Here is a 23,393-nt window from a genome sequence, read left to right on the forward strand (position 1 = left end):
AAAAGCTGAGCCGCTCCTAAACCATGGCTCAAGAGGCGTCTTTAGGAATTCCTTCCGGACGCATCTGTTTCTTCAGAGCGGCGATCCGGAAAATTGCGTTCGGGGCGCCGTAGCCGCGGTAGCCGCGGCGCTCGACGATCTCGAAAAAGAAACCCTCTCCATAGGTTCCGCTATAGAGCTGGAAATATTCGCCATGCTCGTCGCGGTCATAGAGGATGTTCTCCGCCTTCAGCCGCTCGGTCAATGCAGGATCGAGGCCGAAGCGTGCTTCGACGTCGTCATAGTAGTTCGGCGAAATGTGCAGTGATCTGAAACCGCAAACACGAAGGCTTTCGGCGGTCGCGAAGATGTCGTCGGTCACAAACGCCAGATGCTGGATGCCGGCCCCGAATTTCTCGGCGATGAAATGTCCCGCCAGAGTGCGGCGATTCTCGGCGCCGTTCATGGTAATGCGCAGCGCCCCGGTGTCGTTCTCGACGACTTGACTGCGCACCACCCCGGCCGGATCGATGATATCGACCATCGGGGTCTTCCGCGTCTCGAAAATGGACGTGTAGAACAGAAGCCAGGTGAGCATTTCATCGTAGCCGACCGTCTGGGCGACGTGATCAATGCGCAAAAGGCCTGCAGGCGGCGCGTCGCTGTCGTCGGTGACCGGCTGAAAGTCGATTTCGGAGAAGCGACCCAATGCGCTCTTGTCGTCGATGAGATAGACGATCCCGCCCCCCACGCCCCGAATGGCGGGCAGCTCAAGCTCACCGTCTGCGACAGGCTGGGTGAATGGCTCGGCATCCAAGGCGAGCGCGCGCTCATAGGCCTTGGCCGCATCGTCGACGACCAGGGCCATGGCATAGGCAAAAGTACCGTGAACGGCGTAGGCCGCATTGGCGAACCCTGCCTGATCGACATTGACGAGGATCCGTATCTCGCCCTGCTCGAAAAGAGAGACTTTCTTCGTGCGGTGGATTGCCGTCTTTTTAAATCCGAGGGTGCGCAGCAAGGCAACCAGCTCGACTTCATCTTCCTCGTCCGTGGCAAACTCGACGAAGCCGACGCCCTTGACGGAAGGCCTTTCCGGCATTGCCGCCCCGGTCATGCTGCCGATGCCGAGATGGCGGCGCACCTGATCGCCGAGATAGATCAGGGAGCGGTGGCCGTCGGCCGCAATCGCCCGCGACAAACCGCCTCGAAATTGATCGTTGAAGATCTCCAGGGAGAAATACCCGTCATAACCTGTCGCCGCGACGGCTTCGGTGAACGCCGTCACGGGAAGGTCGCCTTCACCCGGCATGTTTCGGAAGTGGCGGCTCCAGTAGAGCAGGTCCATGTCGATATCAGGGGCATCGGCAAGCTGGACGATGAAGATTTTCTCTTTGGGAATTGAGCGGATCGAATTGACGTCGATCTTCCGCGACAAGGTGTGGAAGCTGTCGAGGATAAGACCGATATTCGGATGATCGGCGCGACGGACGATCTCCCAGGCGTCGCGATGGTCGCTGATATGGCGGCCCCAGGCAAGCGCCTCATAGCCCACCCTCAGTCCACGCCGGGCAGCACGCTCGCCAAGTTCATGAAAGTCCGCTGCCGCCCGGTCGATGCCGCCGATAGCGGCCGGCGAGACGTTGGAGCAGACAAGCACCAGATCCGTTCCGAGCTGCTGCATCACGTCGAACTTCCGTTCCGCGCGGTCAAACGTACGGCTTCGCAAGGGCTCCGGCATGCCCTCGAAATCACGAAATGGCTGAAACAGGGTGATCTCCAGGCCATGGTCGCGGACGAGTTTTCCGACATCGGCCGGGCTTCCGTCGAAGGCGAGGAAGTCATTTTCGAAGATCTCGACGCCGTCGAAGCCCGCCCGGGCGATCGCCTCGAGCTTCTCCGGAAGTTCGCCGCTGATCGTTACAGTCGCAATCGAGGTCCTCATGTCAAACCCTTCCGATATCCGTGCGAGATTAAACGAGCGCCGAACACCACGATGCGTCACGGAAAATCGCTCGCTACTATTATGGCAAATGTCGTGAGGAATTCAAATAGCGTGTCTTATTATAAATTCTCATATGATTTTGAAAAACTCTGTTGATTTGACCGCTCGTCTCTGGCAATCATTGCTCACACAGTCAAAAGGTGAGGTGGCTGTCCGGTCGAGTGACCGCCAAAGGAGGAGGAATCACATGTTCAAATCTATGCTGACGCGCCGAAACGCGATGCTCGGAGCCGCGGCCCTGGTGGCTGCCGTCACCCTAGCGCAACCGGCCGCCGCCATCACGCCTGATGAAATCAAGGCTCGCGGCAAGATCATCGTCGGAATTCAGGGTGACAACCCGCCTTGGGGCTTCGTGACCAGCGGCGGCAAACAGGACGGCCTCGATGCCGACATCGCGACGCTGTTTGCCAAGGAACTGGGTGTTGCCGTCGAGTTCGTGCCGCTTGAAGTCAACAACCGCATTCCCGCACTGACGGCCGGCCGCGTCGACGTTCTGTTCGCGACGATGGCGATGCTGCCGGATCGCGCAAAGGCCGTGCAGTTCAGCAAGCCCTATGTTGCTAATGCCATCGTTCTGATTGGTCCGAAATCGGCTGAGATCAAGAAGAATGACGACATGGCCAAGTTCACGGTCGGCGTCGCCAAGGGTGCAGCCCAGGACACGCAGGTCACCAAGAACGCGCCGCCGAGCACGACCATCCGGCGCTATGATGGAGACGCCGCGAGCGTCCAGGCCCTGGTGTCCGGCCAGGTCGAGACGCTTGGTGGCAACATTTTCTACATGGACCGGGTGGAGAAGGCCCGTCCGGGCGAATTCGAAAACAAGCTTGAATTCCAGAAGCTCTACAACGGTGCTTGCACGCGTCTCGGCGAAAAGGAAATCAATGCGGCGCTCAACACCTTCATCGACAAGATCAAGGCAAACGGCGAACTCAAGGCAGTCTACGACAAGTGGATGAAGGTTCCGGTCCCGGAATTCCCGGAAACGCTGGAAGGCATTCCGTTCGCGGCGAACTGAGCGAACCGCAAAGGCGGACGAGGCCCGGCCTTCCGGCTGATGACAGGGTCTGCCAACCGCTCGCCGTCATGCTCGGGCTCGTGTCCCGAGCATCTACGGCGGCAGATCCCCGGCACAGGCCGAGGATGACGTCCAGAAAGAGGCAGTCTCTCACCAAGCAAGGCCGGGCATGCCAATGCCCGGCAACGCAACCGCCATGCTTAAGGCTCTGCCCCGTTTGAGGTGCGCGACATGACCAAAACCATCTTTGTGCTCAACGGACCGAACCTGAACCTGCTGGGCCAGCGCGAACCGGCGATCTATGGAACCACGACGCTGGCCGACATCAGGAAACGGTGCGTGACCAAGGCAAAGTCCTTGGGATTCGACGTCGAGTTCCGGCAGACCAATTTCGAGGGCGAACTGGTCGAGAGCGTGCACCAGGCCCGGACCGACGCCTGTGGCATCATCATCAATCCCGCCGGCTATACCTTCACATCGATCGCTCTTCTCGATGCGTTGAAAATGTTCGACCCGCCGAAGATCGAGCTGCATATTTCGAATGTTCATGCGCGCGAAAGCATCTACCACAATTCGCTGATCTCGCGCGTTGCCACGGCCATCATGATCGGCTTTGGAGCGGATGGCTACGAGCTGGCTATCCAGGCGATGGCTGGAATGGTCAAGCAGGACTGAACTTTCAGGAAGACGGACCAGAAGGATCGCCATGAATTATAAGTTGGATTTCACCCCGGTCATAGATGGCCTGCCGAGCCTTCTGCTCGGCTGCCTCGGGACATTCTTGCTTGCCATTTGTGGGATGCTGCTGGCGATCATCATCGGAATTGGCGGCGTCGCCTTGCGCGACTCCGCCCTGAAGCCGGCGCGATGGCTGGTCATCGCCTTCGTCGAGTTGATCCGTAACACGCCGTTTCTGGTGCAGATCTTTTTCATCTACTTCGCGCTTCCGCTGACAGGCATCAGGCTGGATCCGACACCGACGGCGATTATCGCGCTCGGCATTAACGGTGGTGCCTACGCAATTGAGATCATTCGCGGCGGCGTCCAGTCGATCCCGAAGGGACAGATGGAAGCGGGTCTGGCGCTTGGTCTGCACAAGGCTCAGGTCTTCCGGCTGATCATCCTCAAGCCGGCATTACGGGCGATCTATCCGTCCTTGACCAGCCAGTTCGTCCTGTTGACGCTGACCACCAGCATCGCATCGGCGATTTCCGCCTACGAGCTAACGTCCGTTTCGCAGCGCATCGAGTCGGAGAGCTTCCGCAGCTTCGAGGTCTACTTCACCGTCACGGTTTTCTACTTCGTGATCTCCTGGCTGATGATGCGCATCTTCGCGCTGTTTTCGGCGCGTTACTTCAAATATCCGGTCAAGTAGGAGGAATTCCATGGGTCACGAAGAATTCGTCTTCCTCCTGATCGGCCTGAAATGGACAGTGCTCCTGTCCGCCGTCGGTTTTGTCTGCGGCGGCATCGCGGGGCTCGGCGTCGCCCTTGCCCGTGCCTCGGGCATACCGCTGCTGGAACGCGTCACGGCCGGCTATATCGCCGTCTTCCAGGGAACCCCGCTGCTGATGCAGCTGTTCGTCGTCTATTACGGCTTGGCGCTGGTGGGGCTGATGCTCGATTCCTGGGTGGCCGTCGCCATCGGCCTGACGCTGCATGCGAGCGCCTATCTCGGCGAGATCTGGCGCGGATCGATCGAAGCGGTTCCGCGCGGCCAGACGGAAGCGGCAAAGGCTCTCAGCCTCAGATACATCTCGCGCATGAAGGATGTCATCCTGCCGCAGGCGCTGCGCATTTCGCTGCCCGCCACGATCGGTTTCCTCGTCCAGTTGATCAAGGGCACCTCGCTTGCGTCGATCGTCGGCTTCACCGAGCTGACGCGGGCCGGCAACATCATCTCCAACCAGATTTTCCAACCGCTGACGGTCTTCGGCATCGTCGGCATTCTCTATTTCCTGATGTGCTGCCCACTGACGATTCTTGGCGCTCGCCTCGAACGAAAGTTCGCCGCCTCCGCGCGCTGATCCGCATCCCTCGTCTTCGATGCGGTCCAGCCCGCCAATATGGAGTTCTACCGATGACCATTCCCAGTCCTGCTCAAGGCGCGGAAACCATGATCACCATGGAGCGGGTGGAGAAGTGGTATGGCGCTTTTCAAGCCCTGCACGACATCAACATATCGGTTCGCAGCGGCGAGAGGATCGTCTTGTGCGGGCCTTCCGGCAGCGGCAAGTCGACGCTCATTCGCTGCATCAACCATCTCGAGACCTATGAAAAAGGTGAAATCCGCGTCGGCGGGATTCTTCTCGGCAATCAGGCCAAGACCATCGATGCGATCCGTCGCGAGGTCGGCATGGTCTTCCAGCAGTTCAACCTGTTTCCGCATCTGACCGTGCTGCAGAACTGCATGCTGGCGCCGATGAAGGCAGCCGGCGTTGGCAGGGCGGAGGCCGAGGAACGGGCACGCGGGCTGCTCGAGCGGGTCAAGATCCTGGAGCAGGCCGACAAATATCCGGTGCAGCTTTCTGGTGGCCAGCAGCAGCGCGTGGCCATTGCCCGCGCGCTTTGCATGCGGCCGAAAGTCATGCTGTTCGATGAGCCGACCTCGGCGCTTGATCCGGAGATGGTCAAGGAGGTGCTGGATACGATGATCGCGCTTGCTGATGAGGGCATGACGATGATCTGCGTCACGCACGAGATGGGCTTTGCCCGCCAGGTCGCCGATCGCGTGATCTTCATGGCCAGCGGCGCGATCGTCGAGGAAGCCCCGCCCGCCGAGTTCTTCACGAACCCACAGCATGAGCGAACCAGGAAATTCCTCGGAGAAATCCTGCGGAAGTAGGGGTCTCAAGGTCGATGCGTCTGGCAAATTATGGGAGCCGGCAATGAAGCCGCTGGAGATTGCAGTCATGGGAGCCGGCCTGATCGGCAGGCGCCACGTCGAGCGTGTCATGTCCGAGCCCGGAACCGTTCTCTCGGCGGTGATCGATCCTTCCGCCGCCGGTCGCGACTTTGCCGAGACTGTCGGCGCCCGATGGTATCGGAGCTTTTCGGACATTCGCGTCGAGGATAGGCCTGACGGCGTCATCGTGGCGACGCCGAACCAGCTTCACGTCGAGAACGGAATGGAGATCGTCGCCGCCGGCATCCCCGTTCTGATCGAGAAACCGATCGCCGACGATGTCGATGCCGCCGCGGCGCTGGTCGCCGCCGGCGAGAAGGCGGGCATACCGCTGCTGGTCGGCCATCACAGGCGCCACAATCCGATGATCCAGGCGGTAAAGCAGATCGTCGACGGCGGAAGGCTTGGCCGGATCATCGCGGTGCACGGCACGTTCTGGGTCGCCAAGCCCGACAACTATTTCGATATCCCCTGGCGGCGCGAAGCGGGCGCCGGCCCGGTCTTCGTCAACCTGATCCACGATGTCGATCTCTTCCGATATCTCTTCGGCGAGGTCGAAGCCGTCCATGCGCTGGAATCGCACGCCGTGCGGAACCATGCCGTCGAGGATACGGCCGTCGTCACGCTGCGTTTTGCAAGCGGGGTGCTTGCCACCCTCAACGGCAGTGATGCCGTGGCCGCGCCCTGGAGCTGGGAGACGACCACCGGTGAGAACCCCGCTTTTCCCCATTACGATCAATTCTGCTACCAGATCGGCGGCACCAGGGGTTCGCTCGGAATTCCCGATTTGACGCTTTGGACGAGCCCTTCGAGGCCCGATTGGCTGGAGCGGCTCGACCAGGAGCGGGTGCCCTACGCGGCAGCCGATCCCCTTCGCGTTCAGCTCGGACATTTTTGCGACGTCATTCGTGGCGATGCCACGCCTCTGGTGAGTGGCCGGGAGGGCCTCGCCACGCTCAGGGTCGTCGAGGCGATCAAGAGATCGGCGCGCTCGGGACGGATGATCCACCTCGCTGACGCCCGCGCCTCTTCCGATCCCCAGAAAGTCTGACCACATGATCACCGGGACGACCAAACTCATCGCTCACCTCGGCTATCCGACGGAGTCCTTCAAGGCCCCGCTGATCTACAATCCGTATTTCGAGAAGAACGGAATTGATGCCGTCGTCGTGCCGATGGGCTGCAGGCCGGAGGACTATTCGGTATTTCTGAAGCTTCTGTTCCGGCTATCCAATATCCACGGCGCTCTGATCACGATGCCGCACAAGATTTCGACGATGGCGCTGCTCGACGAAACGTCGACCAACGCGAAAGTCGCAGGCTCGTGCAATGCAGTGCGCCTCGGTTCGGACGGCAGGCTGATCGGTGACATGTTCGATGGCGAGGGCTTCGTTCGCGGCGTGTTGCGCAAGGGTAAAAAGGTTGAAGGCGCCCATGCGCTCATTGCGGGTGCCGGCGGCGTCGGCTCGGCGATCGCGGCGTCGTTGGCACAGGCGGGCGTGGACCATCTCGCCATCTTCGACGCCAACGAGACGACCGCGACCGCGCTGCTGGACAGGCTGAAGAAATATTATCCACAGCTTGAAGTGACGGTCGGTTCCGCCGATCCGGCAGGTTTCGACATTGTCGTCAATGCGACACCTCTCGGAATGCGACGGGGTGACCCGCTGCCAATCGATATCGACCGCATTTCTCCATCGACCTTCGTCGGCGAAGTCGTGCTGACCAAGGAGATAACCCCTTTTCTCGAGGCCGTGCGGGCGCGCGGCTGTGCATTTCAGGTTGGGACGGACATGTTGTTCGAACAGATCCCCGCCTATCTCGAATTCTTCGAATTTCCGACGACGACGGCCGACAATCTGCGGGCAATCGCCAAACTCGGATGATGCGAATTTAGAGCAATTCCAGCAAAAGTGTGCAGCGGTTTTGCTTTCGGAATTGCGTAAAAACAAAGAGATAGAACATGATGCCGAAAAGTGTGCGCGGTTTTCGGACGACATCCTGTTCTAGAGCGAGACGGTGATGCCGCCGTCTACGGTCAGCATATGGCCGTTGACGAAGGAGGAGGCATCCGAGGCGAGGAAGACGGCGGCGCCGACGAGCTCCTTGACCTCGCCCCAGCGGCCGGCCGGCGTGCGGGTTTCCAGCCAGCCAGAAAACTTCGGATCGTCGACAAGCGCCTGGTTGAGCGGCGTGCGGAAATAGCCGGGCGCGATCGCATTGACCTGCAGGCCGTATTTCGCCCAGTCGGTCGCCATGCCGCGCGTGAGGTTCTTCACCGCGCCCTTGGTCGCGGTATAGGGCGCGATGCCGGGGCGGGCGAGTTCGGCCTGGACGGAGGCGATGTTGATGATCTTGCCGCGGCCGCGCGATATCATCGCCTGGGCGACTGGCTGGCTGACATAGAACAGGCTGGAGACATTGGTCTTGAAGATCTCGTCCCATTTGTCGACCGGGAAGTTCTCCAGCGGTGTGCGGAACTGCATGCCGGCATTGTTGACGAGGATGTCGATCGGGCCGATCTCCGCCTCGATATAGGCGATGGCGGTGCGGCTGGCCTCGGCATCGGTGACGTCGAAGGCGGCGCTGACGGCATGGCGATGGCTGCGACGGATATCCTCGGCGGCGGCCTCAGCCTTCTGCGCGTTGCGGCCGTTGATGATGATCGAAGCGCCATGCTCGGCAAGCCCGACCGCCAACGCGCGGCCGATGCCTTGGCTGGAGCCGGTAACGAGGGCGCGGCGCCCGGAGAGGTCGAAGAGGGGAAAGGTCACGAGGCTGCTCCTGATTTCATTGCACTCTGCATAGCCGGTTTCCGGCATTACATGCAAAGGTGCTGGATCAGCCCGTTCCAAGCCTCTTGATATTTCCTGCAAGCTCTCCGGCTAGCCGCAGGCTGGCGGCGGTTGCCATCGTCATTTGCGGCAGAAGCAGCCATTCGAGCGTCCAGGCAGCGCCCGAGCGTTCCTGTTCGTGGACGAGGGACTGGTGAACGCCCGATAAAGCCGTGGCGTTGAAGCGGGCGAGCGAGACGAGGACTTCGGCGGAAACGGGGTTCTGCTTGTGCGCCATCGCCGACGACGTGCCGCCGCCTGAGATTTCGATCTCGCCGCCAGCCTGGGCAAGCAGCGCGATATCCTGCCCCATCTTGCCGAGGCTGCCCGATATCGACGCGAACAGGCCGGCGATATCGGCGATCGGCAGACGCCCGCTCTGCCATTGCGGCGCATCGGTGAGACCGAGTTCCTGGGCGAGCGAGGCCCGGATGGCTGCGGCCTGCGACCCGAGCTTGTCAAGCGTGCCGGCCGCACCACCGAACTGGACGGGAAAACCCTGTTCGGTCAGGCGGTCGCGATAGGTCGCCAGCGGCTCCCGCCACGCACGGAGGCGATCGGCGACGGTGATCGGGATCGCCGCCTGCATGCGGGTATGACCCATCAGCTGGTTCCGGCCGAACTGGCCGTCGAGCGCATCGAGCCCCACGGCGATGGTGGAAAGCCGGCCGGCAAACAGGAAGACGACGGCCTTCAGGCGGATCATCAGGCTGGTATCGATGACATCCTGGCTGGTCGCGCCGAGATGCAGGCTTTTTGCCGCTTCCTCGCCGACATCGGTGCGCAGCTGCTTGATGAGGTCGGGAACGACGACACCGTCCCTTGCCGTTGCTGATCGAAGACTGGACACATCGGGCGAGAAGGCGGCGCAGGTGTCAGCGATGCGCCTTGCGGCTTCGGCGGGAATGAGGCCGTGAGCGGCTTCAGCCTTGGCGAGCGCGGCCTCGAAGGAGAGCATGGCCCGTATATCCGCCTCGGCGGAGAAATAGGGCGCGATTTCATCGTCGCCGAGCAGGCTGGAAAGGAAGGGGTGGTCGAAGGGCGATGCAGTCATGATCGTCTCGGTTCGTGGTTGTGGCCCCTCATCCGGCTGCCGCCACCTTCTCCCCGCTGAAGGGGCTCGAGGCGGCGTCCGCGCTTCATGGGCGGGTGATCTCGTACGGCACATCCCCTGGCGGACGCTACCCGCACATCACCGCCCCAGCAAGCCGATGGCGACGCCGGCCTTCAGATATCCAGAAACACCGTTTCCTTCGGACCCTGCAGATGGATGTCGAAGTGACAGGTCGCGCCGTCGCGGGTGGCGACCATTGTTGCGACGCGCTCGCGATGTTCGATGCGGGAAAGCAGCGGGTCGGCGGCGTTGGCCTCCGTCTCTTCCGGAAAATACATGCGCGTGTGCAGGCCGATATTGATGCCGCGGGCGACGATCCAGAAGGTGATGTGCGGGGCTTGTCTGCGGCCGTCCTTGAAGGGGACACGGCCGGGCTTGACCGTCTCGAAGCTGTAGACGCCGTCCTCAGCGCGGGTCGGGCAGCGGCCCCAGCCGGCGAAATTCGGGTCGGCGGCGCCGCGCATTTCCGACGGGCTGTTATAGAGCCCGGCGCTGTCGGCCTGCCAGATCTCGATGACCGCATCGCGCACCAATGCCCCGGCGCCATCGAAGATCCGGCCGGTAACGGTGATGCGTTCGCCGAGCGTCTTGTCGTTGACCATCCCGATGCCGAGATCGGTGTCGTAGACGCCCGTTATGTCGCAGAAATTCGGCGTCAGGCCGATATGCACATAGGGACCCGCCGTCTGCGACGGGGTTTCCTTGAGATAGCCGAGCTGCTGCATGGTCAGTTGCCCTCCGGTCTGTTTTCGAACATCGTCGAGCGGCGGCCGCGCAGCACGATATCGAATTTATAGGCGCGTGAATCCATCGGAATGGTGTTGCCCCAGTCAAGCGGCGCGATCAGCTGCTCGATCGCCGCCTTGTCGGGGATGGTGCCGACGATCGGACATTTCCAGATCATCGGGTCGCCTTCGAAATACATCTGGGTGATCAGGCGCTGGGCAAAGCCATGGCCGAAGATCGAGAAATGGATATGGGCGGGACGCCAGTCGTTGATGCCGTTCGGCCAGGGATAGGCGCCGGGACGGATGGTGCGGAAATGGTAGCGGCCGTCCTCGTCGGTGATGGCGCGGCCGCAGCCGCCGAAATTCGGGTCGATCGCCGCCAGATAGGTTTCCTTCTTGTGGCGATAGCGGCCGCCGGCATTGGCCTGCCAGAACTCGACCAAGGCGCCTGCAACCGGCCTGGCGCGCTCGTCGAGCACGCGGCCATGGACGATGATGCGTTCGCCGATGGCACTCTCGCCGGGCTGCGCGTAGTTCAGGATCAGGTCGTTGTCGAGTTCGCCGATCATCGAATGACCGAAGACCGGACCGGTGGTCTCGGAAATCGTGCCATCGAGCGAGAGCAGCGCGCGCTGCGGCGCGCGCAGCACGGAGGTCTTGTAGCCGGGGGTCAGCGCTGGCGCATGCCAGGCGCGGTCGCGGGCGAAGAAGCCGCCGGTCTCGGGCTTGCGGTTCGGTCGTTCGGACATGTTCCTCCCTCAGGCCGCCTTTTCGGCGTCCATCTGTTCAAAAGCCTGCTTTGCGATCTTGATCGCGTGATTGGCGGCGGGAACGCCGGCATAGATCGCCACATGCAGCAGCGCCTCGCAGATATCCTCGCGGGTCGCCCCCGTATTGGCGGTGGCGCGCACATGCATGGCGACCTCGTCGTCCTGGCCGAGGGCGGCAAGCAGAGCGATCGTGACGATCGAGCGTTCGCGCTTCGTCAGTGCCGGGCGTGACCAGACATGGCCCCAGGCGGCTTCGGTGATCAGTTCCTGGAAGGGGCGGTCGAACTCCGTCGATGTGGTGGCGGCGCGGTCGACATGGGCGTCGCCGAGCACGGCGCGGCGGGTCGCCATGCCCTGGCGATAGCGCTCGGAAGGGGACGCGGTCTCATTCATGGGCTGACTTCTCCAGGCGGAATGGATGTGAGGAAGGCGCGGATGATCGTCGTCAGCGCCTCCGGCTGCTCGACACAGGGAATGTGCGCGCAATTAGGGATGACCTCGTAGCGGGCGCCTGATATCAGCTTCGCGGTCGAAAGCACGAGATCGGGCGGCGTCGAGCCATCCTGGTCGCCGACGATGCAGATCGTTGGCACGGCGATCGTCTTTGCGACCTCGGTGAAATCGGCATCACGGATCGCGGCGCAGGCGGCGACATAACCCTCGACGGGTTGGCGCGTCAGCATGTTGCAATAGCCGGCATAGGCGGTGCTCTCGGGTCGGCGGAAGGCGGGTGTGAACCAGCGTTCCATGATGGCGTCGACAATGCTGCCGATGCCGTTTTTCTCGACGGCGGCGATGCGGGCGTTCCAGCTTTCCGCCGTGCCGATCTTATGGGCGGTGTCGCAGAGGATGAGCGCGCGGACCAGGTCCGGCCGGCGGTGATAGAGCGACTGGGCGATGAGGCCGCCGACGGAGAGGCCGCAGATGACGGCATCCTTGACAGACAGCAGATCGAGAAGGCCGGCGAGATCCGTCGCATGGTCCTCGATCGATGAGGGAAGCTGGCCGACATCGGAAAGGCCGTGGCCACGCTTGTCGTAAAGTACGATGGCAAATTCACCGGCAAGCCGCACTACGACATCACGCCAGATGCGGAAATCCGTTCCGAGCGAATTGGTAAAGACGATCACCGGCCTGTCGGCAGGCGCGCCGATGATCTGATAATGGATCGTCACGTCGTTTATGCGGGCGAATTGCACGTCACTCTCCTCCTGAATGGCGAAATTGACTGGTTGATCCGGTTAAGTAAAATGATATTTATTGGCGTTTCGATAACTCGGGAGTTATGCGAGCGATGATCGACAGCCGGGTCAAGTTCCGCCATCTGCAAACCTTTGTCGAGGTGGCGCGGCAGAAGAGCGTCATGAAGGCCGCCGAATTGCTGCATGTCAGCCAGCCGGCGGTCACCAAGACGATCCGCGAACTGGAACAGGTGCTGGGCGTCGATGTCTTCGAGCGTGATGGCCGCGGCATCAAGATCACCCGCTACGGCGAGGTCTTCCTGCGGCATGCAGGTGCGGCGCTGACGGCGCTACGCCAGGGTCTCGATTCCGTCTCGCAGGAGCAGTTCGCAGATGCGCCGCCGATCCGGATCGGCGCGCTGCCGACGGTGTCATCGCGCATCATGCCGCGGGCGATGGAACTCTTCCTCAAGGAAAAGACCTGGAGCCGGGTGAAGATCGTCACCGGCGAGAACGCCGTGCTCCTTGAACAGCTCCGCGTCGGTGATCTCGACCTCGTCGTCGGACGTCTGGCCGGCGCCGAGAATATGGCAGGGTTTTCCTTCGAGCATCTTTATTCCGAGCAGGTGGTGTTTGCCGTGCGCGCCGGCCATCCGCTGCTCGACGGCCGGCAAGCACTGTTTGCCGGCTTCGGCAACTATACGGTGCTGATGCCGACGCGGGGTTCGATTATTCGGCCGGTGGTCGAAAATTTCCTCATCGCCAACGGCGTCTCCAGCCTGCCGAACCAGATCGAGACGGTTTCGGATTCCTTCGGCCGCGCATTCCTGCGGGCAAGCGATGCGATCTGGATCATTTCCAACGGCGTCGTGGCCAACGATGTCGCCGACGGGCGGCTGGCGCTTCTGCCGGTCGATACCGGCGAGACCAAGGGGCCGGTCGGGTTGACGATGCGCGCCGATGCCGTGCCGTCACTGCCGCAATCGATCCTGATGCAGACGATCCGCGAGGCGGCAGGCGAGGCGGCCCTTTAAATTTGCTTGATGAATGCCCAGATTTGGACTAAGTCTAATTCAAGACAGGAGGCTTTCATGCAGCATGCGCGACGGGAGCAACGGGAAGACCAAGGGCCACAGCGGCTGGAAATGGAGCGGTTTGCTCCGGCAAACCGCAAGAGGCTGAGCGCCCCGGCCCTGCGAACCTTTCTGGCGATCGCCGATCTCTGGGGGCTGAGCGAGGAGCAGCGTCTGCTCATGCTCGGCTATCCCTCTCGGTCGACCTATCACAATTGGGCCAAACAGGCGCGCGAGCACGGCGCTTTCACGCTCGATGTCGATACGCTGACCCGCATCTCCGCCGTGCTCGGTATCCATCAGGCGCTCGGCGTGCTGTTTTCCGATGAACGCGCCGGCGTCGCCTGGCTGCGCACGCCGCATCAGGCGCCGGTTTTCGGCGGCCATCCGCCGCTTGATATCATGACGAACGGGACCCAGGACGGGTTGATGACCGTCCGCCGGTTTCTCGACGGCGCCCGCGGCGGTCTCTATATGCAGCCAAATGCGCTCGACGAGGCCTTCACACCTTACGAAGATGCGGACATCGTCTTCCGGTGAGCGATCGTTTTGCTGAAGCGCCGCGTCCGTCATATCGGCTGATCCCGTCGCAATTTCCACCGATCGGGCTTTTTGAGACGGTGACGCGGGCGGCAGATCTCGAAGCCGTGATGGAGCTCGTCGGCTGGACCAACGACCGGCTCGTCGCCGACCGCATCCAACGGCTTCCCGAGGACCAATGGGTTTATGGCGTTGCCAATGCCAGCATTGTCATGGCGGCATTCCTGCATGTTGCGCCGGGAGGAATGCGCTTCAACGGCCCCGATCTCGGCGCCTGGTATGCCGCCGACAATCTCAGGACAGCCGCAGCCGAGGTTGGCCATCATCTCCGGCGCGAGGCTGTCGCGCGCGGAGTGGCGACGGTGGCCCGCACCTATAGAAGCTACGCAGCCACTCTGTTGGGGGACTATCTCGACATTCGTGGAGAGCAGACGCTACGGCCCAATGTCTATGACGGCACCAGCTATGCGGCGTCGCAGGTTCTGGGAGAAGAGGTGCGCTCGAGCGGCGGCGCCGGTATCCTCTATGACAGTGTCCGGCTGAGAGGTGGAGTGGCGATCGTCGCCCATCGGCCGCGCAATATTCGGGGCGTGGTGCAGGCCGACCACTTCGAAATCACCGTTTCCGCCACCGACCGACGCATCGATGTCAGGAAGCTCGCTGCCTGACGGCGGCGCCGGCAGGCTGACGGCACCGGGGATGGTGATGCTTAAACCGGCAAACCTTCGGCCCATGCCTTTGCCGCCTTCGCCATCGTGGCGAGGTGGTCGGCACTGGAGAAGCCGGAGATCGTCTTGCGCGGCTTGAGATCGTGGTCGCCGTCCTCGAGCCAGAGGATCTCGATCCTGTCGGACAGATCGTAGTCCGGCACCTCGTCCCGCGTGCCGAATTCGTCGCGTGTTCCCTGGCAGATCAACGCGGGAGTCGTCAGCCCCGTGAGATGGCCGGTGCGCAGCTTCTCCGGCTGGCCGGGTGGATGGAAGGGATAGCCGAGGCAGAGCAGGCCGGCAATCTTTCCCCGACGATGAAGGTCGTCGGCGACCATGCTGGCGACCCGGCCGCCCATCGACTTGCCGCCGATGATCAGCGGACCGCTGGCGCCGAGTTCGGCAATGGCCGCCTCGTATTCGGGATTGAGCGTTTCGGCGCGTGGCGGCGGCTTGCGACCTTCTAAGGTGCGGCGGGCGGCCATATAGGCGAATTCGAAACGGGCGACGCGGAAGCCGACACCAGCGAGGGCATTTGCCGCTGCTGTCATCGATGCCGAATCCATCGGCGCGCCGGCGCCATGCGCAAGAAGGATGGTGAAGCGCGCATCGGGAGCGCCTTGAAGCAGAAACCTGTCAAGCATCGGTAATCCTCCATCCCATCGTCGGAACCATGTCGACGGCCGTGACTTCTTCCTGGAAGGGAGACCGACAATGTCGACGAATGATCAAAACGTAAAGCCCGGGCAGCGGCGCCCCAAAGATGTCGGCGCCGTTCCTGAAAAGCCGGAGCCCGCCGATGCAGAATCGATGGCGCCGCCGGTGGTGCAGCCGGCGGGGGTCAGAGACAAAAGCGAACGACCTGTGGTCAATCCGATCACCGGGGTCGCCTCCTGATCGACTAGAGCATGATGCCGAAAAGTGTGAGCGGTTTTCGGACGACATCATGCTCCACTTCTTTGATTTAGATCAGGATCAGATTTTAGGCCGACCCGGCCTAAAATCTGAATCCTGTTCTAGGGTCAATTATCGTGTAGAACCGCTGAACCGCCTCTTGAAACCCCGGTGGAAAGGGTCCATATACCCGTCCTGCCTGAAAAATGGATGCGCGCGGTATCGACGTCGTCGAACTGTTCGTTGTCCGACAGGATAAGGGCGCTCCCCGCAAGGGTCGAGCGCCCTTTTTGTTTTCCAGCCCTTGCGCATATCGCCGTTTTCGTCTTGTCGTTGGCGGAAGGGATTTCAGCGGCGGAGAAGCGAGGTCGCGAGAGACTGCATCATGTCGCAGGAACTCTTTCATGCGAATGTTGTTCATAGTCATTCCACATAGCGGGACCGCTCGTCAGCTCGGGGATTTTATCAGGCCGCTTTCTTTCGACGTTTCATGTCGGCTTCGACGCTCTTCTTGAGGGCATCCATGATGTTGATGACGTTCGAAAAGCTTTGCGGCGTCGTCCTTTTTGCCCCTGGCCGCCTTGGACGATTGGACGGCTTGAGAGCCTTCTTATTGGTAGCTAACGTCGAGCTGGGTGTAAAATAAACTGATCACCATGTAGCCGTGCGTCGCGATCGAGGACAGGGGATAGTCTCTGATGGATTGACGGGCCGCCCGGCGTTAGACAAAACGCGTCAGCAGGAGTTTATCGATGCGTGTTGCCGCCATCCTCTTCATAGCCGTCTGCCTATTCCTGGCGGGAGCGACCGCTTCCCGCGCATATGTGAGCAACTCGAACCTTTGGCTGCTCGCCACCGCGCTTGTCCTCTACACATTAGGCAATCTTTCGATGATCGCTCTCATGCGGACAAGCGGGCTTTCCCTTGCTATTTCGTTATCGTCGGTCGCGCAGCTCATCGCCATCAACGCGATCGCCGTTTTGGTTTTCGACGAGAGGCTCGGCTGGCATCAGGCGGTTGGCGTACTCCTCGGGATAGCATCGGTTACGCTCATGGTGATCGGATGAATGGCTCTCAATTGCGTTTCCCTGACTACGGCGAATGGCAGTCGTGGGGCGGACTCTTCTGGATGCGCAACGGCGTGCGGCGAGTTGACTGCGGTATTGGACGAGAGGCTCGGCCGGACTCAGCATTGGGGGCTAAGGCGACCTGAACATGTACGATATCATGCTTCTTTTCCTTGCTGGCTTGTTAGCAGGCAGCATGAATGCGTTGGCGGGCGGCGGATCGTTCGTCTCCCTGCCTGCGCTGATATCGGTCGGAGTGCCATCGGTAGCCGCAAACGCGACAAGCACCCTAGCCTTGTTTCCCGGCGGTATGGCGAGCTCGTGGGTCTATCGTGACGGGGTTAGGAGTGTGTGCGGCGTCAATGTCGTGCCCATTGCCATCGTGACGGTGATGGGTGGTGTCGCCGGAAGCATTCTATTGCTGCTAACCCCATCCAGGATTTTCGATGGTCTCCTGCCATGGCTTTTGCTGGTGGCGACATTGATGCTGACTGCAGGTCCGAGGCTCAGCGCCCGGTTCCAGACGCAGGCACGTCCAAGTGTTCTGGCGTTCGCAACGGTTCAATTCTTTCTGGGTCTTTATGGCGGCTATTTTGGCGGCGCGGTGGGTCTCATGATGCTCGCGGCATGGAGCGCGCTCGGGGGCGGGGACATCAAGAGCCTGAACCCGACAAGAATGGTGATGGTAACTGCCGCCAACGCGGTCGCCGTCGTCGTCTTCGTACTTGCCGGGGCAATTGTATGGCAGGAGTGCATTCCCATGACGATTGGAGCCGTTATCGGCGGGTGGATCGGAGCGCATATCGGACGAAGGCTGCCATCATCGGTCGTTCGGGTGCTAACCCTCGCGGTCGCCTTTTTAACGACCGCGGTGTTCTTTTTACGAGCTTACCTTTGAGCGGAGGTCCATCCCTCAGGCTCTCAGTCAATAACTTTCTTGTTTTATAGGTATTGAGCTTCCTGCGATTGTGCGCCGCCTCCATTGGAGCCAGCCGGTCGAAGGCAGAGCTGATCGATCTTTCGGCGGCGGCCTTATCGGCTTCAGCATGGCGGGTAATGAGGCCGGCGACCGTTTCCCTGCCAACAGGTGCCCATGCTGACGCTGGCGATGATGAGGCGACTAAAGCGCCCTTTAAAAAATGTTCTTCTTTCCACTATGCGGCCTTCGAAACCAGCTTCGGGTATGCCAGCGGAGATCGCGGAACGGTTCTTGCACGGTTACTAATATGTTTACTGTGGGGAGACCTAACGTCATGAAGTGGCGCACATCCGAAGAGTTTGCCCCTCTGATGCTCGTTGTGAGTGGGTCGGAAAAATACAAGCTTGTCGCAACCCTTTTCCAGGCTGCCGAGATGCTGACAGTTGGCTGGCCGATCGACGACGGAGAAGAATATCTTATAGCGATTAGGGCGTGCCGGAATGCAATTCATGGGGAAATTCCGGCTCAGGACGCGCGGGCAGCGCTTATCCGTGCCGCCGACGAAGCTGGCATTCCGGTGATCACCGTTCATTGAGTTTCGCAGCCGACGGTGAAATGAGTTCACGGGGCGGCGTCCTCCAGGAAGGGCGTGATGCTGATCATGAGTTGGTTCGATGATCCGCATTTTGGAACGCGCGATCTTGATCTGCTTGGCTTTGGCGATCCGGGCGCCGAGCCGGCCAAAGCGCGGGGCGAATATTTTCCGTCGGCACTGTCGATTTTCGCATCAGCCGATCGTCCTTGTAATGATGTGCTGCGACCCGGTCGTGGCTTCAGCACGTTCTCAGGCAATTGAAGGAGGATATCGTCATGGATAATCAGCATCTGGTACCCGCCGCCGTGCTTGCGGCCAAGAACGGCGTCCGGTTTCCCAATGAGAGTGAGGAATATCGCATTGCCCGCGACGCGCTGCTGGCCGAAGAGATCGAATTGCGCCGGCACATCGAGCGCGTGGCGGTACAGCGCCGGGCGTTACCGCCAGGCGGCGAGGTGACGAAAGACTACCGCTTCGAAGGCAGCGATGGGCCGATATCCCTGACCGAACTCTTTGCCGACAAGGAGACGCTGATCGTCTACAGCTACATGTTCGGCCCGGAACGCGAGCGCCCTTGCCCGATGTGCACCTCGCTGCTGTCGGCCTGGGACGGCGAGGTGCCAGACATCCAGCAGCGCGCAGCCTTGGCGGTGGTCGCACTTTCGCCGATCGGCAGGCTGCTCGCCTTCAAGAAGGAACGCGGCTGGCACCACCTGCCGCTCTATTCCGACACGACGGGCGATTACAGCCGCGACTATCACGCGATCGGCAGGGGCGGCGGCGATGACGCGGCCTTCAACGTCTTCACGCGCCGCGACGGCACCATCCGCCATTTCTGGAGCCAGGAGATGGGCGACGTGACGTCCGATCCCGGCGAGGATCCTCGCGGCGCCCCCGACCTGATGCCGCTCTGGACCGTGATCGACACGACGCCAGAAGGCCGGCCGGCGGACTGGTATCCGAAGCTGTCTTATTAAGATCAGCGGCGTCCGGCGTCAGCCGGTGGAGCGGTTTCTGGAGGGTTCGGCCCATTCGATGCTGGTGACCGCGGCATCCGGCAACGGCGGCGGATCGATGTCGTAGACATAGCCGCTGAGCATGTCGGCGGCGCGTTCCGTCGCCTTGATCTTCGCCTCGGTTTCCGCGACCGCCTTGGAGATCGCTTCGATGCGGGCGCGGAACATGTGGGCGAGCACATCGCGGCCGGACTGTTTTTCGAGCCGTTCCAGATGCAGGCCGATTCGCGAGGCGTGGCGCTCGAGCTCGCTCTTGCTGAAACGCGCCTTTCGCAGTTCCTCGGAAAGACTGTCCTGCATGACGGCGACGGGATCGAAACTTCCGGGTGCGCGCTCGTCGAGGACCGCGTCGGTGACGAGCTTCTCGATCATCACGAGCGCCTGCAATTCGGCCGCATCGGCGAATTCGACGTCGTAGCCGGTATCGTCGTAGACCTTGCGCCGGACCGGATCGAGAAGCAGCCCATAGGCTTTCTGCAGAGTGGCAAAGGCTTCCGAATCACCACCCGAATCGGGGTGGGCAACCTTCGCCAGGCGCCGATAGGCGGCCTTCAACTGCGCCTCGTCCGCATCGCGTTCAACGCCGAGAATATCGTATGGATCCGTCACGCCTGCTCCCTTGCTCCCCGCCACGTTGCGGGCAGTCTAGGTCTTCTTCTTCATCAGAAGGGCGAAGTTTAGACCGAAACGAGGAATGACGTCCATGGCCCGAGATGGCGATGGTTTATGCAGATGCTTCGTCAAACCTCGATTGCTTAATGTTTTCAAGTTGTTGTTCGAAGATCAGCCCGTGGTGATCGAGGCGAGATAACATCTGGCTTCGCCATCGATTTCCAGCACGGTGGCAGTCGCGTCCTCGATCAGCAGCGCATCGCCGGCCGCAAGCGCGCCGGTCTCGTCCTCCCGCCGGAATGACACCGCACCGCGATGGCAAAGCAACAGGCATGCCGAGGGCGAAAGCCGCACGGTCTTGCTGCCATCGAGGTCGATGCGGATCAGCGTATGGGCGAGCCCGTCACGGCGCGTCATGACGTTGAGATCGGTGATCGCTCCGTCCTCGAGCCTGGCCGCGACGGGGACATCCGCCGGGAAGGCCAGCGGATCGCTTGTCGTTGTCAGCAGCACGGGCGAGCTGCCTGCGACATCGAGCACCATGCCGTTGCCATCGAGGATCGCCAGCGTGCGGTCGATGCCGGGAAAGATCGAAAACGGGCCGTCCTCGGCGACCGTCGCCATGCTGATGCGCCAGTCGAAGTCGTTGATCGAAGCGCCGGGTGGAAAGACGGCGATTTCCACCGTCTCTCCCTTGCCGTTTTTCCAGGGCATGCGTTTGTGATCGCCGGCGCGCAGGATCCTCACCGGGCTCAGTTCCCGAGAATGCCGGGCAGGCGCAGGCCCTTTTCCTTGGCGCAGTCGATGGCGATTTCGTAGCCGGCATCGGCGTGGCGCATGACGCCGGTCGCCGGGTCGTTCCAGAGCACGCGCTCGAGGCGTCTTGCGGCATCGTCCGTGCCATCGGCGCAGATGACCATGCCGGAATGCTGCGAGAAGCCCATGCCGACGCCGCCGCCGTGATGCAGCGACACCCAGGTGGCGCCCGACGCCGTGTTGAGCAGGGCGTTGAGCAGCGGCCAGTCGGAGACGGCGTCGGAGCCGTCCTTCATCGCCTCCGTCTCGCGGTTCGGCGAGGCGACGGAGCCGGAGTCCAGATGATCGCGGCCGATGACGATCGGGGCGGAGAGTTCGCCTGTTCTCACCATCTCGTTGAAGGCGAGGCCGAGCTTGTGACGGTCGCCCAGGCCCACCCAGCAGATGCGCGCCGGCAGGCCCTGGAAGGCGATGCGCTCCCTGGCCATGTCGAGCCAATGATGCAGGTGCTTGTTGTCAGGCAGCAATTCCTTCACCTTGGCATCGGTCTTGTAGATATCCTCCGGATCGCCGGAAAGGGCTGCCCAGCGGAAGGGGCCGATGCCGCGGCAAAACAGCGGGCGGATATAGGCCGGCACGAAGCCCGGGAAGGCGAAGGCGTTTTCGAGGCCTTCGTCCTTGGCGACCTGGCGGATATTGTTGCCGTAATCGAGGGTCGGCACGCCGGCGTTCCAGAAGGCGATCATCGCTTCGACATGCTCGCGCATCGAGGCGCGCGCCGCTTTTTCCACGGCCTTCGGATCGCTTTCGCGCTTTGCCTTCCACTCACCCATCGTCCAGCCCTTCGGCAGGTAGCCGTTGATCGGGTCGTGGGCCGAGGTCTGGTCGGTGACGATATCGGGGCGGATGCCGCGGCGAACCATCTCCGGCAGGATTTCGGCGGCGTTACCGAGCAGGCCGACGGACTTCGCCTCGCCGGCCTTGGTCCAGCGGTCGATCATCTCAAGCGCTTCATCCAGCGTCTCCGCCTTGGCGTCGACATAGCGGGTGCGGAGCCGGAAATCGATCGAATCGGGATTGCATTCGACGGCAAGGCAGCAGGCGCCGGCCATGACGGCGGCGAGCGGCTGGGCGCCGCCCATGCCGCCGAGGCCGCCGGTCAGGATCCATTTGCCCTTGAGATTGCCGCCGTAGTGCTGGCGGCCGGCCTCGACGAAGGTCTCGTAAGTGCCCTGCACGATGCCCTGGGTGCCGATATAGATCCACGAACCGGCCGTCATCTGGCCGTACATGGCAAGGCCCTTCTTATCCAGTTCGTTGAAATGATCCCAGGTCGCCCAATGCGGCACGAGGTTGGAATTGGCGATCAGCACGCGCGGCGCATCCTTGTGGGTGCGGAACACGCCGACCGGCTTGCCGGATTGCACGACCAGCGTTTCTTCTTCCGTCAGCGTCTTCAGCGTCGCGACGATGCGGTCGAAATCCTCCCAGGTGCGGGCGGCGCGGCCGATGCCGCCATAGACGACGAGCTCGTTCGGATTTTCGGCGACGTCAGGATCGAGATTGTTCATCAGCATGCGCAGCGGCGCTTCGGTCATCCAGCTCTTGGCATTGAGATCGTTGCCGCGGGGTGCGCGGATTTCGCGGATATTATGGCGTGGATTGTTCATGGCGGTTCCCCTGTCGAGAGATCGTTATCGTTTCAGGCCTGGCGCAATCTGTTCGATGCGCACCAGAATGTTTTTGAGATGAACGCGAAGTCTGTCTGCCTTGGCGGCGTCGTAGGCAAAGGGCGCAGTCTCGGTCTGGAGATGGGTCGATTGTGCGAGCTCCATCTGGATCGCGTGCACACCAGTGTCGGGCCGACCATAGTGGCGTGTCGTCCAGCCGCCCTTGAAGCGGCCATTGAGCACGCCGTCGTAACCTTCGGCGGCTGCGACGACTGTGAGCGTCGCCTGCTCGATCGCGCTGTCGCAGGTCTTTCCCATATCGGTGCCGATATTGAAATCCGGCAGCTTGCCTTCGAAGAGAAAGGGAATGTGCGACCGGATCGAGTGGCAGTCGTAGAGGATTGCGACGCCGTGGATTGCCTTGACGCGTTCGATCTCGGCGGCAAGCGCAGTATGATAGGGGGCATGAAAATCCCGCAGCCGCGCCGCGATGTCGGCCTCATCGGGTGCAGCGCCTTCCTTCCAGATCGCCTTGCCGTCGAAATCCGTCTGGGGAATGAGGCCGGTGGTGTTCTGGCCGGGGTAGAGGCTCACGCCTTGGGGATCGCGGTTGGCGTCGATCACGTAGCGGTGGAAGGTGGCGCGCACCACTGTGACATTGTCGAGCAGGCCATCATAGAGGCGGTGGATGTGCCAGTCGGTGTCGGCGAGGATGCGGCCGTTGTCGTTGAGGCGGTCGGCGATCTCAGGCGGCACGTCGGTGCCGGTATGGGGGAAGCCGAGGATGACGGGGGAGGTGCCCTGGCGGATTTCGTATGGTGTGGTCATAGGCAAAGCGCTCCGGTGTCTGGGGCGCTACCCCCCTCTGTCCTGCCGGACATCTCCCCCACAAGGGGGGAGATTGACTCGTGGATGGGGCTTTGCCAAACAATTGATGTCGGAGCGAGCGGGGCCAACCAGCCGATCTCCCCCCTTGTGGGGGAGATGCCCGGCAGGGCAGAGGGGGGTAC

27 protein-coding genes and 1 pseudogene are annotated in these 23,393 nt (G+C 61.7%); 16 read left to right on the forward strand and 12 right to left on the reverse strand.

Going from position 1 to position 23,393, the window contains the following annotated elements; genetic code table 11:
- Positions 1–28: 28 nt before the first annotated feature.
- Positions 29–1,924, reverse strand: coding sequence for a bifunctional sugar phosphate isomerase/epimerase/4-hydroxyphenylpyruvate dioxygenase family protein (locus tag FFM53_RS31285; RefSeq protein ID WP_138389776.1), 1,896 nt, complete (start codon positions 1,922–1,924; stop codon positions 29–31).
- 247 nt (positions 1,925–2,171) lie between these two features.
- Here FFM53_RS31285 and FFM53_RS31290 point away from each other — a divergent pair, with 247 nt between their 5' ends.
- The 7 genes from FFM53_RS31290 to FFM53_RS31320 all read left to right on the forward strand — a co-directional run bounded on the left by FFM53_RS31290 (position 2,172) and on the right by FFM53_RS31320 (position 7,793).
- Positions 2,172–3,002: a transporter substrate-binding domain-containing protein gene (locus tag FFM53_RS31290; RefSeq protein ID WP_138389775.1), complete on the forward strand. Its 831-nt coding sequence runs from the start codon at positions 2,172–2,174 to the stop codon at positions 3,000–3,002.
- Positions 3,003–3,233: 231 nt separating this feature from the next.
- On the forward strand, positions 3,234–3,677 hold the full coding sequence (locus tag FFM53_RS31295) for a type II 3-dehydroquinate dehydratase (RefSeq protein WP_138331593.1): 444 nt from the start codon (positions 3,234–3,236) through the stop codon (positions 3,675–3,677).
- Positions 3,678–3,708: 31 nt separating this feature from the next.
- Positions 3,709–4,377, forward strand: a complete 669-nt coding sequence (locus FFM53_RS31300) for an amino acid ABC transporter permease (protein WP_017991876.1) — start codon at positions 3,709–3,711, stop codon at positions 4,375–4,377.
- A 10-nt stretch (positions 4,378–4,387) separates the two neighbouring features.
- Positions 4,388–5,029 (forward strand): amino acid ABC transporter permease, encoded by a 642-nt coding sequence (locus FFM53_RS31305; RefSeq protein WP_011654831.1) that lies wholly within the window; start codon positions 4,388–4,390, stop codon positions 5,027–5,029.
- Positions 5,030–5,082: 53 nt separating this feature from the next.
- Positions 5,083–5,847, forward strand: a complete 765-nt coding sequence (locus FFM53_RS31310) for an amino acid ABC transporter ATP-binding protein (protein WP_138389774.1) — start codon at positions 5,083–5,085, stop codon at positions 5,845–5,847.
- A 43-nt stretch (positions 5,848–5,890) separates the two neighbouring features.
- On the forward strand, positions 5,891–6,958 hold the full coding sequence (locus tag FFM53_RS31315) for a Gfo/Idh/MocA family protein (protein WP_138389773.1): 1,068 nt from the start codon (positions 5,891–5,893) through the stop codon (positions 6,956–6,958).
- A gap of 4 nt (positions 6,959–6,962) precedes the next feature.
- The gene (locus FFM53_RS31320; RefSeq protein ID WP_138389772.1) at positions 6,963–7,793 is read left to right on the forward strand and encodes a shikimate dehydrogenase family protein; all 831 of its coding nucleotides are present in this window, start codon (positions 6,963–6,965) and stop codon (positions 7,791–7,793) included.
- 120 nt (positions 7,794–7,913) lie between these two features.
- Here FFM53_RS31320 and FFM53_RS31325 read toward each other — a convergent pair whose 3' ends face one another.
- From FFM53_RS31325 to pcaD, 6 genes are all read right to left on the reverse strand, one after another.
- On the reverse strand, positions 7,914–8,681 hold the full coding sequence (locus FFM53_RS31325; RefSeq protein ID WP_062940602.1) for an SDR family oxidoreductase: 768 nt from the start codon (positions 8,679–8,681) through the stop codon (positions 7,914–7,916).
- Between the two features lie 67 nt (positions 8,682–8,748).
- A complete protein-coding gene (locus tag FFM53_RS31330) occupies positions 8,749–9,795 on the reverse strand; it encodes a 3-carboxy-cis,cis-muconate cycloisomerase (protein ID WP_138389771.1) in 1,047 nt (348 codons plus the stop codon).
- Positions 9,796–9,968: 173 nt separating this feature from the next.
- Positions 9,969–10,580, reverse strand: a complete 612-nt coding sequence (gene pcaG / locus FFM53_RS31335; RefSeq protein ID WP_138389770.1) for a protocatechuate 3,4-dioxygenase subunit alpha — start codon at positions 10,578–10,580, stop codon at positions 9,969–9,971.
- Positions 10,581–10,582: 2 nt separating this feature from the next.
- Positions 10,583–11,332, reverse strand: coding sequence for a protocatechuate 3,4-dioxygenase subunit beta (gene pcaH / locus FFM53_RS31340; RefSeq protein WP_027687734.1), 750 nt, complete (start codon positions 11,330–11,332; stop codon positions 10,583–10,585).
- A 9-nt stretch (positions 11,333–11,341) separates the two neighbouring features.
- Positions 11,342–11,746 (reverse strand): 4-carboxymuconolactone decarboxylase, encoded by a 405-nt coding sequence (gene pcaC, locus FFM53_RS31345; RefSeq protein WP_017991866.1) that lies wholly within the window; start codon positions 11,744–11,746, stop codon positions 11,342–11,344.
- Positions 11,743–12,552, reverse strand: coding sequence for a 3-oxoadipate enol-lactonase (pcaD, locus tag FFM53_RS31350; RefSeq protein WP_138389769.1), 810 nt, complete (start codon positions 12,550–12,552; stop codon positions 11,743–11,745). The genes pcaC and pcaD overlap by 4 nt, the downstream gene beginning before the upstream one ends.
- Positions 12,553–12,647: 95 nt before the next feature.
- On the opposite strand from pcaD, the gene pcaQ reads away from it, so the two are divergent.
- The 3 genes from pcaQ to FFM53_RS31365 are packed head-to-tail and all read left to right on the forward strand — an operon-like array spanning position 12,648 to position 14,815.
- Positions 12,648–13,568 carry a pca operon transcription factor PcaQ gene (gene pcaQ / locus FFM53_RS31355; RefSeq protein ID WP_138389768.1) on the forward strand — a complete coding sequence of 307 codons (921 nt, stop codon included), beginning with the start codon at positions 12,648–12,650 and terminating at the stop codon, positions 13,566–13,568.
- A gap of 57 nt (positions 13,569–13,625) precedes the next feature.
- The gene (locus FFM53_RS31360) at positions 13,626–14,147 is read left to right on the forward strand and encodes an MbcA/ParS/Xre antitoxin family protein (RefSeq protein ID WP_138389767.1); all 522 of its coding nucleotides are present in this window, start codon (positions 13,626–13,628) and stop codon (positions 14,145–14,147) included.
- The gene (locus tag FFM53_RS31365; RefSeq protein WP_138389766.1) at positions 14,144–14,815 is read left to right on the forward strand and encodes an RES family NAD+ phosphorylase; all 672 of its coding nucleotides are present in this window, start codon (positions 14,144–14,146) and stop codon (positions 14,813–14,815) included. Before FFM53_RS31360 ends, FFM53_RS31365 begins: the two co-directional genes overlap by 4 nt.
- Before the next feature lie 41 nt (positions 14,816–14,856).
- On the opposite strand, the gene FFM53_RS31370 is transcribed toward FFM53_RS31365, so the two are convergent.
- Positions 14,857–15,498 carry an alpha/beta hydrolase family protein gene (locus tag FFM53_RS31370; RefSeq protein WP_138389765.1) on the reverse strand — a complete coding sequence of 214 codons (642 nt, stop codon included), beginning with the start codon at positions 15,496–15,498 and terminating at the stop codon, positions 14,857–14,859.
- A gap of 70 nt (positions 15,499–15,568) precedes the next feature.
- Between FFM53_RS31370 and FFM53_RS31375 the strand changes: the two genes are divergently transcribed.
- The 6 genes and pseudogenes from FFM53_RS31375 (at position 15,569) to FFM53_RS31400 (ending at position 19,306) form a co-directional block, all read left to right on the forward strand.
- Positions 15,569–15,751, forward strand: coding sequence for a hypothetical protein (locus FFM53_RS31375; RefSeq protein WP_138389764.1), 183 nt, complete (start codon positions 15,569–15,571; stop codon positions 15,749–15,751).
- A gap of 749 nt (positions 15,752–16,500) precedes the next feature.
- Positions 16,501–16,815 (forward strand): EamA family transporter, encoded by a 315-nt coding sequence (locus tag FFM53_RS31380; RefSeq protein WP_033183755.1) that lies wholly within the window; start codon positions 16,501–16,503, stop codon positions 16,813–16,815.
- A gap of 148 nt (positions 16,816–16,963) precedes the next feature.
- A complete protein-coding gene (locus FFM53_RS31385) occupies positions 16,964–17,713 on the forward strand; it encodes a sulfite exporter TauE/SafE family protein (RefSeq protein WP_138389763.1) in 750 nt (249 codons plus the stop codon).
- A gap of 355 nt (positions 17,714–18,068) precedes the next feature.
- A complete protein-coding gene (locus FFM53_RS31390) occupies positions 18,069–18,329 on the forward strand; it encodes a DUF982 domain-containing protein (RefSeq protein WP_017968256.1) in 261 nt (86 codons plus the stop codon).
- Positions 18,330–18,377: 48 nt separating this feature from the next.
- Positions 18,378–18,473 (forward strand): annotated as a pseudogene (locus tag FFM53_RS37110) (nucleotidyl transferase AbiEii/AbiGii toxin family protein); the annotation flags it as partial.
- A 131-nt stretch (positions 18,474–18,604) separates the two neighbouring features.
- On the forward strand, positions 18,605–19,306 hold the full coding sequence (locus FFM53_RS31400; protein WP_138389762.1) for a DUF899 family protein: 702 nt from the start codon (positions 18,605–18,607) through the stop codon (positions 19,304–19,306).
- A gap of 18 nt (positions 19,307–19,324) precedes the next feature.
- Here the strand turns inward: FFM53_RS31400 and FFM53_RS31405 are convergent, their stop codons facing one another.
- The 4 genes from FFM53_RS31405 to hutG form a co-directional block, all read right to left on the reverse strand.
- Entirely contained in the window at positions 19,325–19,954 is a 630-nt protein-coding gene (locus FFM53_RS31405) for a J domain-containing protein (RefSeq protein WP_138389761.1), read from the reverse strand.
- A 174-nt stretch (positions 19,955–20,128) separates the two neighbouring features.
- Entirely contained in the window at positions 20,129–20,704 is a 576-nt protein-coding gene (locus tag FFM53_RS31410; protein WP_138389760.1) for a HutD/Ves family protein, read from the reverse strand.
- 5 nt (positions 20,705–20,709) lie between these two features.
- Complete coding sequence (gene hutU / locus FFM53_RS31415) at positions 20,710–22,383, reverse strand: urocanate hydratase (protein WP_017992264.1); 1,674 nt, start codon at positions 22,381–22,383, stop codon at positions 20,710–20,712.
- Between the two features lie 24 nt (positions 22,384–22,407).
- Positions 22,408–23,211, reverse strand: coding sequence for an N-formylglutamate deformylase (gene hutG / locus FFM53_RS31420; protein WP_138389759.1), 804 nt, complete (start codon positions 23,209–23,211; stop codon positions 22,408–22,410).
- Positions 23,212–23,393 lie beyond the last annotated feature (182 nt).

The sequence above is a fragment of the Rhizobium indicum genome, from assembly GCF_005862305.2.
Taxonomy (GTDB): Bacteria; Pseudomonadota; Alphaproteobacteria; order Rhizobiales; family Rhizobiaceae; genus Rhizobium; species Rhizobium indicum.